Genomic DNA, 13,694 nt, shown 5'->3' with positions numbered 1-13,694 from the left:
ACGCACCTGAGTACAACGCCCCCGCACCACCCGCCTATCCGTTCCAGAGGAGAGCAACCCATGCGCAGATGGCCGGTGTTGACCGCTGCCCTCGCCTTGGCAGCCGCGGCATTGGGGATGGTGGGGCCGCCGTCGGCGACCGCACTGCAAGCACCCGTCGGGATCACCGCGGGAAACCTGCCCACCTACCAGACGAACGGCATCGTCTGGGCGATGGCGCAGTCGGGCGGTGACGTGTTCGCGGGCGGCACCTTCTCCACGATCCGCCCGCCGGGCGCGGCCGCGGGCACCCAGGAGACGGCGGCGGCGAACTTCGCGTCCTTCGACGCGGCCACCGGCCAACCGGCCGGCTGCCAGCCGTCGTTCACGGTCGGCTCGGACAACGCCACCGTCCGCGCCCTGGCTGTCTCGCCCGACGGCAAGACGCTCTACGCGGGCGGCTTCTTCGGCTCGGTCAGCGGCACCGGCGTCAGCAGCCTGGCCGCGATCGACCTGGCCACCTGTACGGTGCGCACCACCTTCCGCCCGGCGGTCTCCGGCACCGTGCGCACCATCGTGGCCACCGACGACGCGGTCTACTTCGGCGGCGACGTGACCTCGGTCGGCGGCACCACCCGGCACCGCTACGCGGCGGTCAGCGCCTCGGACGGCGCACTGCTGCCGTGGACGCCGAACGTCGACAACCCGGGCCGGGCCCTCGCGCTGACCCCCGACGGCAAGGACGTCATCCTCGGCGGCGACTTCAACACCGTGGACGGCACCGACTCGCACTCCCTGGCCGTGGTCGACGCGGCCACCGGCGCGCTGGTGAAGGCGTACCCGACCGGTTTCTTCGACGCCGCCTCGGTCACCAAGACCATCTACGTCGACCCGGCGAGCAACAGCTTCTACACCGGCAACGAGGGCACCGGCGGCGGGGTGTTCGACGGCCGGGCGCGCTTCAGCCTCACCGACTTCAGCCAGGTCTGGCGGGACAACTGCCTGGGCGCCACCCAGACCGTCGCGGTCTACGGGAGCGTGCTGTACAGCGGCAGCCACGCCCACGACTGCTCCAGCATGGGCGAGTACCCCAACGGCGTGCGCAAGCACCTGCTCGCCGAGCCGGTCGGCGACCCGCACCTGGTCTCCTGGTTCCCCGACACCAACGACGGGATCGGCGAGCAGATCGGCCCGCGGGTGATGTCGTTCTCGAAGGTCGGCAGCACCGAGTACCTGTGGGTCGGCGGGGAGTTCACCACCGTCAACGGCACCGCGCAGCAGGGCCTGACCCGCTTCCCCAGCACCCCCGACACCACCGCGCCCAGCCTGCCGCAGACCTCGGTGACCAGCATCAAGCCCGGTGCGGTGAAGGTGAGTTGGCAGTCGAGCCTGGACAACGACGACAGCCTGCTGACGTACCGGGTGTACCGCAACGGCGCCACCACGCCGATCTACACCACCACCGCCAGTTCGCTGCCGTGGGTGCGCCCGCAGCTGTCCTTCACCGACACCGACGTGAGCCCGGGCGTGAAGTACACCTACCGGGTCACCGCGAGCGACGGCACCAACACCACCGCACTGTCGCCCAACGCCTCGGCCACGGTGCCGGCTTCGGCGGAGGCGTACCCGACGCAGGTGCTCGCCGACGGCGCCACGCTGTACTGGCGGTACGACGCGGCGTCCGGCTCCTACACCGCGGACTCCTCGGCGTCCAACGAGAGCGGCGTCAGCGTCGGCGGCCCGGTGCACGGCGTGACGGGCGCGGTGCCGGGCTCCAAGGCGTACACGTTCAACGGCAGTTCGCAGTGGACGTACGGCGACCGCTCGCACCCGCAGCCGAAGACGTTCAGCGTCGAGGCGTGGTTCAGGACGACCACCACCACCGGCGGCAAGATCATCGGCTTCGGCAACGACCCGACGCAGACCAGCGTCTACTACGACAAGCACATCTACATGCTCAACAGCGGCCAGGTGGTCTACGGCGCGGTCAGCACCAAGGTCCAGACGCTCACCAGCTCCGCCAAGTACAACGACGGCGCCTGGCACCAGGTGGTCGCCACCGAGGGCAGCGGCGGCTCGAAGCTCTACGTCGACGGCGTGCTCAAGGCGTCCAGCACGACCATGACCGGCAGCCAGGCGTACACCGGCTACTGGCGGGTCGGCGGTGACAACCTCAACGGCTGGCCGAACCGGCCGACCAGCGACGACTTCGCCGGCTCGATCGACGAGGCCGCCGTCTACCCCACGGTGCTGACCGCCGCGCAGGTCGCGAAGCACTACACGCTGGGGACGGCCAAGTGAGCGTCCGCCCCGCGCGCGCCCGCCGCGCCACCGCCGCCGTCCTCGCGACGGCGGCGGCGGTGGCGCTGCTCGCCGCCTGCGGCAGCGGCGGGCACCACGCGACCGCGGCGCCCGCCACCGCCTCGGCGGGCAGCGGCGGCGCGCACGGCGCCGACGCTCCCAGCGAGGCGGCCGGCTCGGCCGCCTCCGGCCCGAAGGTGCCCGACAGCCAGCTCACCCCGCCCGGCGGCGGCGCCTTCAGCGCGCCGGAGAAGAAGTACCTGTCCGGGCGGGTGCCCAAGGGCGAGGACCCGGTGGCCGTCCTCGAAGGCGGCCAGGAGGTGTGCGACCGGCTGACCCGTACCTCCGCGATCGACCCGGCGGTGGCGGCGAGCGCCGTCGTCACCGGCGACATCAGCCTGTCCGGCGCCACCGCGGCCGCCCGCACCCTGTGCCCGGACCAGGCGTACGTCGTGACCGCGGCCGCGCACGGCTTCGGCGACGGCACCCACCCGGTGGCGGCGCGGGCGGTCGCGGGCACGTCGGTGGCGCCGGGGCGCTACCGGGCGCCGAGCGTGTCGCCCACCTGCACCTGGCGGGTGACCGGCGCCGACGGCACAACGCTCGCGTCGGGTGCGGCCGCGACCCCGGCGAAGGCGGTGCTGACGGTGGCGCCCGGCGCGCGCACGGTCAGCTCCAGCGGCTGCTACGCCTGGCTGCCGCCGATCACCGCACCGGCCCCGTCGGCCTCGGCGTCCCCGAGCACGTCCCCGGGCGCGCCCTCCTCCCCGTCCGCCACCCCTTCCGGAAGGACATCGTGAGCACACTCCCGCTGGTCGTGGTGATCCCGACCAGGAACGAGGCGGAGAACATCGCCCGTACGGTCTCCTCCGTCATCGGCCACGTCCGGGCGGTGGTCGTGGTGGACTCGCACAGCACCGACGACACCTGCAAGATCGCGGCGGGGCTGGGCGCGGAGGTGGTCGAGTACACCTGGGACGGCGGCTACCCGAAGAAGAAGCAGTGGTGCCTGGACCGGGTCCGGCCCGAGATCCCGTGGGTGCTCTTCCTCGACGGCGACGAGACGCCCAGCCGCGAACTGCTCGCCGAACTGCGGGCCGCCTTCGCCGCCGGGCCGCCGTCGGTGGCCGCGTTCGACATCCCGCTCGGCTACTGGTTCGCCGGGCGGCGGCTGCGGCACGGCCACACCATCGTCAAGCGGGCCCTGCTCGACCGCACCCGCTGCCGCTTCCCCGAGCCCGCCGACCTCGACGCGCCCGGCATGGGCGAGCAGGAGGGCCACTACCAGCCGCTGGCGCCCTCCGCGGCGCGGCTGCGCGCCTCGATCGAGCACGAGGACCTCGACCCGGTGCGCACCTGGTTCGAGCGCCACAACCGCTACTCCGACTGGGAGGCGTGGCTGGAGGTCCATCCGGCGGTGAAGGAGGACATCCGCCGGGTGAAGTCCCGGCAGGGGCAGCTCTTCCACCGGGCGCCGCTGAAGCCGCTGGTCTCCTTCGCGTACGCCTACGTCTACCGGCGGGGCTTCCTCGACGGCCGGGCCGGCCTGGACTACGCGCTGGCGATGAGCTTCTACCGCTGGCAGATCGGCCTCAAGGCCCGCGAGTACCGGCGCGGTTGAGCCCGATCCACCCCGTGCGGGCGCCCCGGCCCGGCCGGCCCGCCCGCACGGGTGCGGGCCTCCCCCGGCAATGAAGTAAACTCTACGGTGGAGTTTACTTCACGAGCTGGAGGACGCATCATGATCGTCGTCACCGCACCGACCGGACACATCGGCAGCCGGGTCCTGACCGACCTGCTGGACCACGGCGAGCAGGTCCGGGTGGTGGTGCGCGACCCGGACCGGCTGCCGGCAGCCGTGCGCGAGCGGGTGGAGGTGGTGGTCGGCTCGCATCGGGACCGCGAGGTCGCCGAGCGCGCGGTCGAGGGCGCGGAGTCGGTGTTCTGGCTGGTCCCGGCGGACTCGCGCGCGGCCAGCGTCTACGACGCCTATGTCACCTTCAGCATCCCCTTCGCCGACGCGGTCGTCCGGCACGGCGTGCGGCACGTCGTCACCGTCTCCGCGCTCGGCCGCGGCACGCAGCTGTACGCGGGCCACGTCTCGGGGTCGCTGGCGATGGAGGACCTGATCCGCAGCACCGGCGTGCACTTCCGGGCGCTGGCCATTCCGAGCTTCATGGACAACCTGACCCGGCAGGTGGCGCAGATCCGGCAGCGCGGGGTCATCACCGAGACGGTCCCCGGGGACGTCAAGCTGCCGTTCACCGCCACCCGCGACATCGCCGACCTCGCCGCCCGCCTGCTGCGCGACCGCTCCTGGACCGGTCAGGACACCCTGGACCTGCTCGGCCCGGAGGACCTGACCTTCGAGGAGGTCGCCGCGCTCGCCGCCGAGGTGCTCGGCATCCCGGTCCGCTACGAGCAGGCCGACCGCGAGCAGACCCGGCAGCAGCTGACCGGGTACGGGTTCTCCGAGGCGATGGCCGGCAGCCTGCTCGACATGGCCGCCGCCAAGGCGCGCGGCCTGGACAACGCGGCCGTGCGCACCCCGGAGAACACCGCGCCGACGAGCTACCGCCAGTGGATGCGGGAGGTGCTCAGGCCCGCGGTCGAGGCGGGCTGAACACCCTTACGGCGGCGGGCGGTCGCGCACCGCTCCGCCGCCGTCGGGCCGTCGGGTCGTCGGACCACCGGAGCCGTCCGAGCCGTCCGGGTGGGCCTCAGGCGTTCATGAAGCTGCTCGGCGCGAGCGCGCGGTCCACGATGCGCACGTCGCCGATCGAGCCGTGGAAGACCTGGCTGACCGCGCCGGCCCACTCGTAACCGCCCAGCAGGAAGGGCAGGTCGAGCGCGGTCAGGCCGGTGTTGGTGCTGTTGGGGTTGCGGCCCTCCTCGCAGCCGTTGACGTACAGCTTGGTGATCCGGCCGTCGTTGACGACCGCGACGTGCCACCACTCCTCCTGCTGGAGCAGGTGGCTCCAGTTGGTGGCCGCGCCGTCCTGGTTGACCGGGTAGACGTTCCACTGGAGTTCGATCGAGCTGGACAGGCTCAGCGTCAGGACCGGCTCGTCGGCGGTCGCCGAGGCGCCGGTCTTGCCCGCCTTGCCCGCGCTGCCGCTGCGGCTGAGCATCGACGACCAGCCGTTGCGGCCGCCGTCCCAGTCGGAGGGCACCTTGAAGAAGACCTCGAAGGTGTAACCGCGGGTGAAGGTCTCGGCGTTGATCGGCGCGCCGTCCACGGTGCGGAAGTACGCCCCCGTGACCGGGTTGCCCTGTCCGGCGAAGACCAGGCTGCCGTGGCCGGGCTGGTCGGGGTGGTGGTCGCCGGTCCAGGTCAGCGCGTCGGCGGCGCTGCCCGAAACGCTGTGCAGGGCAAGGTCGTTGCCCTGGCCGGTCTGGTCCTTGACCACGGTGCCCGCCGCCACGTTCGACCCCGACTTGCCGCCTTCGTCGAAGCGCCAGTACGCCAGGGTGCCCGGCACCAGCATCCGCCGCGCGGGGCGGGCGGCGCGCGCCGGCACCGGTGCGAAGCCCGCGAACCGCTGGTCGAAGTCGATCGCCATCGAGAACCGGTCGACGGAGGAGGTCAGTTCGATCTCCTTCGCGGCGAGGTCGTTGAGCTCGTCGTCGGCCGCAAGCTCGCGAATCCAGGGCGAGAACGTCGCGACGTCGATCACCCCGCGGGTCAGGTCGAAGCGGTAGGAGCGGATCATGCCCGCGCCGCCGTAGTACCGGTCCTGGTAGTTGGTGATGTGCAGGTGCACGTCGTTGCCGGCGCTGTTCTTCATCACGGTGCTGCCGGGCGGCCAGTAGTGGCCGTTGAGGGTCAGGAAGATCTGGTCGTTGTCCTTGATCAGGCCGTCCCACATCTGCTGGCCGTAGTCCGACAGGCCCGCGGTGCCGTCGTCGTAGGAGCCGACGATCTCGTGGGTGGTCACGATCACCGGGAGCGTCGGGTTGGCCTTGATCACCGCGTTGGCCCACGCGAAGCCCTGCTCCGACAGCCGCCAGTCCAGCGAGAGCAGCATCCAGGAGCGGCCGCCGGCCTTGAAGACGTGGCTGGTGTTGTAGCCGTCCGGGCTGGAGGAGTGGTAGCCCGCGGTGCGCTTGGCCCGCGCAGGGGTGAAGGTCTGGAGGTAGGGGGTGGAGCCGCGCTGGTCGTCGCCGGAGACGTCGTGGTTGCCCGCGAGGACGCCGTACGCCGCGCCCGCCCGGTCCAGCATGTCGAAGACCTTGGTGGCCGCGGTGTACTCCTCGGCCAGGCCGTTGTTGGTGACGTCGCCGAGGTGCGCGAGGAAGACGATGTTCTCGTCGTCGCCGCCGGCGCGCCCGGCCGGGTCCAGCACGTAGCGGAACGACGCCTCGACCGGCACCGGGTGGATGCGGTCCTGGTCGAACATGTACTGGGTGTCGGGCATCACCACGACGGTGAACCGGGGGTCGTCCGGGTCCGGGCTCCACTTGCCGCGCGGCGCGGGCGTCATGGCCGTCTGGCCGTACGGGTCGTCGTCCTTGCCGCTGCCGCTGCCGCCGCTGCCCTTGCCGCCCTTGCTGTCGGCTGCGGCGTACGCGGGGGCCGTGCCGAGCAGGCCCGCCGCGGCCGCGCCCGCGCTCAGCACGCCGGCGCCGCGCAGGAAGGTGCGGCGGCTGGCGGCGGCGATGCCCTCGCCGTCCAGGTCCGCGGTGCGCGGGCAGGCGCACTGCCCGTCCTCGCCGCCGCTGGTCTCGTGCGCCTGGTGGGACCCGGGCGCGCTGTCGGGTGAGCCGTGCATGTCCACTCCAAAGGTGGGGATTCGAACGGCGTCACGCTAGGGATCTTCCGCCTACGGCGGCACGGCACTTCGGGGTCCGTCCGCCGAACTCTCCCCCAACTCCGGGCCGCGGGTCACCCGGTGTGGTAGCCGGGTGACCCGCGGTCGTGCTCAGTGCGCGGACTCCAGGGCGGCCGCCCACTCCTTGGTGGTGGCCACGTCCACCCGGCGGTTGAGCAGCCTGGTCAGGAGCATCTCGTGCACCTCGGGGTCGGAGTCGGCGCAGGCGTCGGAGAGGACCGTGACCTGGTAGTCCAGGTCGGCCGCCTCGAGCGCGGTGGACAGCACGATGCCGCTGGTGGCGATCCCGGCCAGGGCGAGGCGGTCGATGCCCTGCGCGGCGAGGATCTGCCGGAGGTTGTTACCCGCGAAGGCGCTGACGCGGTTCTTGTGGACCACGATCTCGTCGCCGACCGGGGCCAGTTCGGGGTGGAAGGCGGCGCCGGGGTCATCGGCGGTGAACAGGTGCTTCGGCAGGGCGCCGAAGATCTTGTTGCGCGGGTGCGCGTCCACGTGCCCGGCGCGCAGCCGCAGCGCGACGTGGATGACCGGGACGCCGGCGGCACGGGCGGTTGCCAGGGCAGCCGCGGCGGCCGGGACGTAGTCCGGGGACACGTGCGTGACGGTGGTCCGCTGGAGGTCCATGGCGAGCAGGGCGGTACGGGACACGGTTCGGCCTTTCGTGAGGGTGGTTCGTCGTGCGGAGGTGCGGAGGTGCGGAAATGGGTGGGGGCTGGGTGGCCGCGGGCGCGGGGCGGGCGGGCCGACGGGCGGGCGCGGCAAGGGAGTTGGTCGTTGGCCGGGCGGGTGACCGGGTGGCTGGCCGGTAGGTGTTTTACGCGGCGGATCGTTTCCCCGGCGCGTCCCCGGTCGGCAGGCGCCGCAGCGTGCGGTCGAAGGCGGTGGCCAGCAGGTACAGCGCCCCCGCGCCGAGCATGAACCACGCCAGGTGGTGCATCCCGCCGGTGCTCGCGCGGTCGCCGAAGGACACGGCGGTGGCGGAGGAGGCGATCATCGACCCGAGGTAGCCGAAGGTCCGCAGCAGCCCCGCCGAGGACCCGGTGCGCTCCGGATCGGACTGGAAGTACACGGAGTTCTGCAACGCGAGGCTGTTCGCGCCCTGCGGCACACCGAAGACGACGGCCAGCAGCACCAGCATCCACAGCGGGCTGCCCGCCGTGAGGCCCAGCATCAGCGCGCACGCCGCGATCTGGCCCACCGCGCCGAGCAGCAGCTTCCCGACCACCCCGCGCCGCCGCCCGACCGTCACGGACACGCAGATCCCCACCAGGAACATCGGTATCTGCACCAGCCCGGCGTGGAAGGGCGTCAGCCCGTACCCCTCCTCGGTCCACTGCGTGAAGCCGTAGAGGAAGGCGTACGACACGACGTACGCGACCAGCGACCGGCCGTAGGTGGCGAGCAGCGGGGTGTTGCCGCCCAGCACTCGCAGATCGATGAAGGGGGTGGGGGCGCGCAACTCCCGTACGGCGAAGGCGGTTCCGGCGGCGAGGGTGATCAGCAGCAGGTACCAGTTGGCGAGGTGCAGGTTCATCAGGAAGAGCAGCAGGGAGAAGAGCATCGCCGCGAACAGGCCCATGCCGGGCAGGTCGATGCGTGCGGCCAACTCCCGCCGGGCTCTGGGCCGTTGGCCCTCCTGCTTCGGCAGCCGCAGGGCGCCGAGCGCGACCGCGAGCACGGACAGCGGGATGTTGAGCGCGAAGGTGACGCGCCAGCCGCCCAGTCCGATCAGCACGCCGCCCAGCAGCGGGCCGACCACGGCGATCGTCTGGTTGGCGACGGCGAGGGTGGTCAGCACGCCCGCCGGGCTGTCCTGGCCGGTCCGCGCGGCCTCGCTGCGCAGCAGCGCCATCGCGGCGGGGTAGCCCGCGCACGTGCCGAAGCCGAGCACGACCCGCGCGGCGATCAGCACCCCCAGGTCGGGCGCCAGGGTGCCGACGACCCCGGCGACGCCGACCAGCCCCGTACTCAGCAGGAACAGCCGGCGCGGGCCGAAGATGTCGATCAGCCGCCCGACGATCGGCTGGCCCAGCGCGGTGGCCAGGTACAGCGCCGAGACCAGCCACGCGGTCTGCGAGGGCGGCGCCCCGAACGCCTTGCCGATCGGCACGAGGGCGACCGCGATGATCGTGGAGTTGATCGGGTTGAGCACCGATCCCAGCATCATCGGGGGGATGAGGCGGCGGTCGAACGCCTTGCCGGCGGGGGCGCCGGGCGCGGCCTCGGCGGCCTGCTCCTGGACCTCTTCCTGCCCCTGCTCCTGCTCAGTCACGGACGAGTCGCTCCAGTACGGCCATGGCGGCGATCACGGTCTGCCGCTCTTCCTCGGTGCACTTGTGCTCCAGCTCGCCCGCCAGCCATTCGCCGCGCGCCTGCCGTCCCGCTTCGGCCTGGCGCCGCCCCTCCGCGGTGAGCCCGATCAGCAGCCGCCGGCCGTCCTCCGGGTCCCGGCGGCGCTCGACCATCCCCAGCTCGGCCAGCCCGGCGATCGTCGCGGCCATCGACTGGTGCCGCATCCCCTCGATCGCGGCGAGGTCGCTCACGGTGAGGTGGTCGTTGTCCATCAGCTGCCCGAGCACCGACATCCGGGCGAACACGAAGCCGTCGTCCGCCGCGGCAGCCCGCACCTTGCGGCGCAGCCGCCTGATCACGGCCCGCACGTCATTCGACGCCCGAACCGCCGAGGCCGACGGGGTGCTCTCTGTGCTCATGCACCCCACCGTAATTTAGACAGCCCAAACTGTCCAGTTTTCCTGCGCAGCTAGCCTGTGCACCTCCCCTCGGGCCGCACACCAACGCCCCCGGGAGAACCCGTACGAGTCCTCCCGGGGGCGCGGGGTGGAGCGGGGCAACTGGTCGACATTTCCGTCACCCACCGGATGACCGTCGGCATCGAATTTCCGGTACGAGTTCCAAGGGCCACAGTCTGAGTTGTGAACGAGTACCGGCGTGGCGGCCGCCAGCACATAGTACGTGTGCTAGGCGACCCCGCCCCACCTGCGTTTTCGCAGGTCATCGGCGGTTTCGTGCTCCGCTGGCGTCCGTAGTTGTGCCCTGGCGTCCGTGCTTGTTGCCGTCAGCGGGGCTACGGCAGGAGTGTCAGCGCGGGAACGTGGGCGGGCTTGACTACGCTGAAGTGCCGCCGGTCGAGGGTGGCTACCCGGTCCACGCCGAAGCGCTCGGCCACCGCGAAGACGGAGGCGTCGACCCCGCCGAGCGGGAAGTCGGCGTACTGGAGGACCAGCTCACCCATGCGCGTCAGATCGGCGGGAGTGAGGTGGACCAGCTCGAATGTTCCCCGTGCGACCTCGGCGAGGAAGGCCGCTTCGACCTGGGGCCAGCGCTCCAGCAGCCAGCAGACCTCGGTCATGACCGGGCTGGGCAGCAGACGGCGACCGGTCAGCGACGTCAGCAGGGAGGCGCACTCCGGGTGACGCCGGTCGGCCGCGTTGAACGCCGCCGCCAGGGGTCCGGTGTCCAGGACCGTGGCGATCACGCCGAGTCGCCGAAGCGCTCGCGCATCCGCTCGCGGATGTAGTCGTCGTGCCGTTCAGCCAGATCCTCTGGACCATTCACGCTGCCGATCAGGGCCAGCAGCCCAGCCGGGACCGACTCCTCGGCCTCGTTCGCGTCGACTGCCGGCAGTGACTGGGCGACCTGGGACAGTTCCTCGTCCTGGGTGACGAGCAGGCGCAGGCGTCGCACCTGGGTCGGGGTGAGCCGGTCCACCAGGTGGTGCATGTCCTCGTAGTCGTATGCAGCGGTCACGCCAGCAGTGTAAGACGGCCCCACGCCCTCGGACAGCCGGATCGACAGAGGTTCACCCCCGCAGTCGCCCGAGGGCTGCGAGGAACTTGCTCGGTGCCCCCGCGTGTGCCTGCCTGGTACTTCCCCGGCGGCCCATTCGCCGGAGAGGGCGGTCCTGGGCGTCGTGGCAGTGCCAACGCCCCGCCAGCGCGGGAGCGAGGAGGCCTGGCGGGGAGGGGGCCGCCGCGAGGGTGCGCCGCTGGGGTCCCACTCCCCGCAGTGAGCAGTGCCGTCCACCGCCCTTGGTCACGACCCCGGTCAGCACGAAGCATCTGGTCAGTTGGTGCCTCGTCCCGGTCCAGTAGCGCCTGATCATGTGGGCGAACAGCGGCTCAGTCGGCAACGCTCGGCCAGCTCCAGCGGGCCGGGCCCGCCTAGAACCTCGAACCTCGTGAAGAAGATCTGAACGCACAACGTCCGCACCGGCACACCCCGACCCCGACGCTTCAACCCGCTCACCACCGACGAGGCCCGGCAGTTCCCCACCGCCTAATACCGTTCTCACGCGGCAGCTGTGACGGGGAGTGCGGGCTGGTATCACTCCCCGTCCCAGAGGAGACCCCGCGCCGACGTCCACCCGCCGGCGGGCCGGCGCGACCGCGTCGTCCACACCTGGCACCGCACGGGACGTTGAGGCCGCGAGCAGCCCATGGCAGGCTCCTCCCGCATGATCGATGAATTCGCCAAGGACCACCTGCACGGGAGACTGCGGCGGGACCGCGAGGCGCTGGTCTGGAAGCTCGACGGCTTGTCCGAGTACGACAGCCGCCGGCCGTTGACCGTGACCGGGAGCAACCTCCTCGGCCTGGTCAAACACGTGGCCAGTGTCGAGGCCAGGTACTTCGGCGACGTCTTCGGCCGCCCTTCCCCGGAACCGCTGCCCCGGTGGCAGGACCACGACGGCAGCGATCTGTGGGCGACCGAGGACGAGACCCGCGATCAGATCATCGAGTTCTACCGGCGCACGTGGGAACACTCGGACGCGAGGATCAACGAGCTTCCCCTCGATGCCCCCGGCCACGTGCCGTGGTGGCCGGAGCCCCATTCCCGCACGAACCTCTTCGCCGTCATGGTCCACGTCCTCGGCGAGACCAACCGGCACGCCGGGCACGCCGACATCCTGCGCGAAGGCGTCGACGGCCGAACCGGGATGCGCCCCGAACACGAGACGCGGATCGATGAGGTCGCCCGCGCCGCGTACCGCGCGAAGATCGAGCAGGCCGCCAGATCGCGTACGCGAGATCGCCGCCTTCGACGCTGACACCGAATTCACCGATCAGGCCGTGGCCGCCTACGTGGCCAAATGCGCCGCCAAGTCCGCCGACGCCTCCGGCACCCTCGACCGCGCCCTGTTCTGCCGCCCCTGCCAGGGACGCGGCGCACCCTCCTGCCCCACTGGCCCCCCGCTCCCTGCACCACGTGCGACGGCACAGGACAGGCCCGCCCGTTGCCGCGCCTCGCGGTTGCCCTTGGTGCCCTGCGCGCCGACCGCCGCGCCTGGCGCGCACCGAACAGGCCCGCGTCCACGCCGGCCTGCCCGGGCCCGACCCGGACACCGCCCTCGTCGTCGGGCATCGGGCATACCCCGGTACGGTTACAGCCCCGCAACGTCGCCCGCAACGTCCGGATGGGCACACGCCGCCCCCGCCGCTTCGAACCCCTCACCGCCGAGGAAGCCCGCGCATTCCTCACCGCCACGCACGGGCACCGACTGAGCGCGCTGTTCGAACTCGCCCTGCGCACCGGGCTGCGCAAGGGCGAACTCCTCGGCCTGCGCTGGGAAGACCTCGACCTGGCCGGCGGAACCGCCCGCATCCGCCGCATCCTCCAGCGCACCAACACCGCCGGCCTGACGGCGTTGCCGACCGAGACCCAGAGCTCGAAGCGGCGCGTCGCGCTGCCCACCGAGTGCCTGCGCTCCCTCGAACGACACCGTGACCGGCAGCGCCAGAAACGCGAAGCAGCGGGGCGGGTTGGAAAGTGAGCGGCTACGTCTTCACCCGGCCCGACGGGTCCCCGATCGAGGGCGTCACCCTCACCCGGCAGTTCAACGCCCTGCTCCGCCGGGGCACGCTCCGCCGCATCCGCTTCCACGACCTGAGGCACTCGGCGGCGACCCTCCTCCTCGAACAGGGCGTCGAACTCGTCATCATCAAGGAACTGTTGGGACACGCCCACATCGGCGTGACCGCGACCGTGCACGCCCACGTCCGGCTCCGCCTCCAGCGCGACGCCATCGACCTCCTCGGCCACGCCCTCCGCAACCCCGTCGAGACCGTCCCCGAGACCGACGAAGACGACGGCCCACCACTTTGCACAGCACCTGTCCGCTGGCGTTGCCGTCAACTACTGCCGTCAGACACCCCAGCGGCCTCACCAGGAGGAAATCTGGTGAGGCTTCTGGGGTGAACCGATTCGGTTTACGATTCCATTATTGCTCTAAATCATGGATTCGCCAGATGTACGAAGGGACCGCAAACGCTGTTCTGCTGCAACCCTGATGCGCTTCGAGGCTCCAGTTGCACTCAGAGCTTCGAGAACTGTCTCATTTCGAGCTGAGTTAGCCGCCCGCAGTTGCAGCCAGGTAGACCAGTTCTGAGGACGGGGATCCACCTCATCTGATGCCCCGCTAACTGCGGAGAGTTTTTCGAACATCGAAAGCTCACGAGCTCGGGTCACAGCATATTCGCGAGCCCTCCCAGGGGGGAGCGCTGTGGCATAGTCCACTCTTTGGGAATCCGGCACAACTTCCATGATCTTCAAAACCATGGACGA

Annotated in this window: 11 protein-coding genes and 1 pseudogene; 6 read left to right on the top strand and 6 right to left on the bottom strand. The window is 71.4% G+C overall.

Annotated features, from left to right (window positions below; translation table 11 throughout):
* Positions 1-60: 60 nt before the first annotated feature.
* The 4 genes from AC3EVP_RS24025 to AC3EVP_RS24010 all read left to right on the top strand — a co-directional run bounded on the left by AC3EVP_RS24025 (position 61) and on the right by AC3EVP_RS24010 (position 4,903).
* Positions 61-2,280, top strand: a complete 2,220-nt coding sequence (locus tag AC3EVP_RS24025; protein ID WP_435132873.1) for a LamG-like jellyroll fold domain-containing protein — start codon at positions 61-63, stop codon at positions 2,278-2,280.
* Positions 2,277-3,080, top strand: a complete 804-nt coding sequence (locus AC3EVP_RS24020; RefSeq protein WP_435132870.1) for a hypothetical protein — start codon at positions 2,277-2,279, stop codon at positions 3,078-3,080. Before AC3EVP_RS24025 ends, AC3EVP_RS24020 begins: the two co-directional genes overlap by 4 nt.
* Positions 3,077-3,901 (top strand): glycosyltransferase family 2 protein, encoded by an 825-nt coding sequence (locus tag AC3EVP_RS24015; protein ID WP_435132867.1) that lies wholly within the window; start codon positions 3,077-3,079, stop codon positions 3,899-3,901. The genes AC3EVP_RS24020 and AC3EVP_RS24015 overlap by 4 nt, the downstream gene beginning before the upstream one ends.
* 120 nt (positions 3,902-4,021) lie before the next feature.
* On the top strand, positions 4,022-4,903 hold the full coding sequence (locus AC3EVP_RS24010; RefSeq protein WP_435132864.1) for an NmrA family NAD(P)-binding protein: 882 nt from the start codon (positions 4,022-4,024) through the stop codon (positions 4,901-4,903).
* Between the two features lie 97 nt (positions 4,904-5,000).
* Here the strand turns inward: AC3EVP_RS24010 and AC3EVP_RS24005 are convergent, their stop codons facing one another.
* From AC3EVP_RS24005 to AC3EVP_RS23980, 6 genes are all read right to left on the bottom strand, one after another.
* Positions 5,001-7,052 carry a LamG-like jellyroll fold domain-containing protein gene (locus AC3EVP_RS24005; RefSeq protein ID WP_435132862.1) on the bottom strand — a complete coding sequence of 684 codons (2,052 nt, stop codon included), beginning with the start codon at positions 7,050-7,052 and terminating at the stop codon, positions 5,001-5,003.
* A 150-nt stretch (positions 7,053-7,202) separates the two neighbouring features.
* The gene (locus AC3EVP_RS24000) at positions 7,203-7,760 is read right to left on the bottom strand and encodes a cysteine hydrolase family protein (RefSeq protein WP_435132859.1); all 558 of its coding nucleotides are present in this window, start codon (positions 7,758-7,760) and stop codon (positions 7,203-7,205) included.
* 166 nt (positions 7,761-7,926) lie between these two features.
* A complete protein-coding gene (locus tag AC3EVP_RS23995; protein WP_435133038.1) occupies positions 7,927-9,279 on the bottom strand; it encodes an MFS transporter in 1,353 nt (450 codons plus the stop codon).
* A 97-nt stretch (positions 9,280-9,376) separates the two neighbouring features.
* Complete coding sequence (locus AC3EVP_RS23990; protein WP_435132857.1) at positions 9,377-9,823, bottom strand: MarR family winged helix-turn-helix transcriptional regulator; 447 nt, start codon at positions 9,821-9,823, stop codon at positions 9,377-9,379.
* A gap of 374 nt (positions 9,824-10,197) precedes the next feature.
* Positions 10,198-10,608 (bottom strand): type II toxin-antitoxin system VapC family toxin, encoded by a 411-nt coding sequence (locus tag AC3EVP_RS23985; protein WP_435132854.1) that lies wholly within the window; start codon positions 10,606-10,608, stop codon positions 10,198-10,200.
* Positions 10,605-10,880, bottom strand: coding sequence for a hypothetical protein (locus tag AC3EVP_RS23980; protein ID WP_334476569.1), 276 nt, complete (start codon positions 10,878-10,880; stop codon positions 10,605-10,607). Before AC3EVP_RS23980 ends, AC3EVP_RS23985 begins: the two co-directional genes overlap by 4 nt.
* Positions 10,881-11,586: 706 nt before the next feature.
* Between AC3EVP_RS23980 and AC3EVP_RS23975 the strand changes: the two genes are divergently transcribed.
* Both AC3EVP_RS23975 and AC3EVP_RS23970 read left to right on the top strand, forming a co-directional pair.
* Positions 11,587-12,180 carry a DinB family protein gene (locus AC3EVP_RS23975; protein WP_435132852.1) on the top strand — a complete coding sequence of 198 codons (594 nt, stop codon included), beginning with the start codon at positions 11,587-11,589 and terminating at the stop codon, positions 12,178-12,180.
* Positions 12,181-12,519: 339 nt separating this feature from the next.
* Positions 12,520-13,250, top strand: a pseudogene (locus tag AC3EVP_RS23970) (tyrosine-type recombinase/integrase); the annotation flags it as partial.
* Positions 13,251-13,694 lie beyond the last annotated feature (444 nt).

The sequence above is a fragment of the Actinacidiphila sp. bgisy144 genome (assembly GCF_057708105.1).
This window is presented reverse-complemented; position numbering and strand designations above follow the sequence as displayed.

Coding starts and splice junctions, on each gene's coding strand:
- AC3EVP_RS24025 (WP_435132873.1), top strand. CDS start 61: ATGCGCAGATGGCCGGTGTTGACCGCTGCCCTCGCCTTGGCAGCCGCG.
- AC3EVP_RS24010 (WP_435132864.1), top strand. CDS start 4,022: ATGATCGTCGTCACCGCACCGACCGGACACATCGGCAGCCGGGTCCTG.
- AC3EVP_RS24005 (WP_435132862.1), bottom strand. CDS start 7,052: ATGCACGGCTCACCCGACAGCGCGCCCGGGTCCCACCAGGCGCACGAG.
- AC3EVP_RS23995 (WP_435133038.1), bottom strand. CDS start 9,279: ATGATGCTGGGATCGGTGCTCAACCCGATCAACTCCACGATCATCGCG.
- AC3EVP_RS23990 (WP_435132857.1), bottom strand. CDS start 9,823: ATGAGCACAGAGAGCACCCCGTCGGCCTCGGCGGTTCGGGCGTCGAAT.
- AC3EVP_RS23975 (WP_435132852.1), top strand. CDS start 11,587: ATGATCGATGAATTCGCCAAGGACCACCTGCACGGGAGACTGCGGCGG.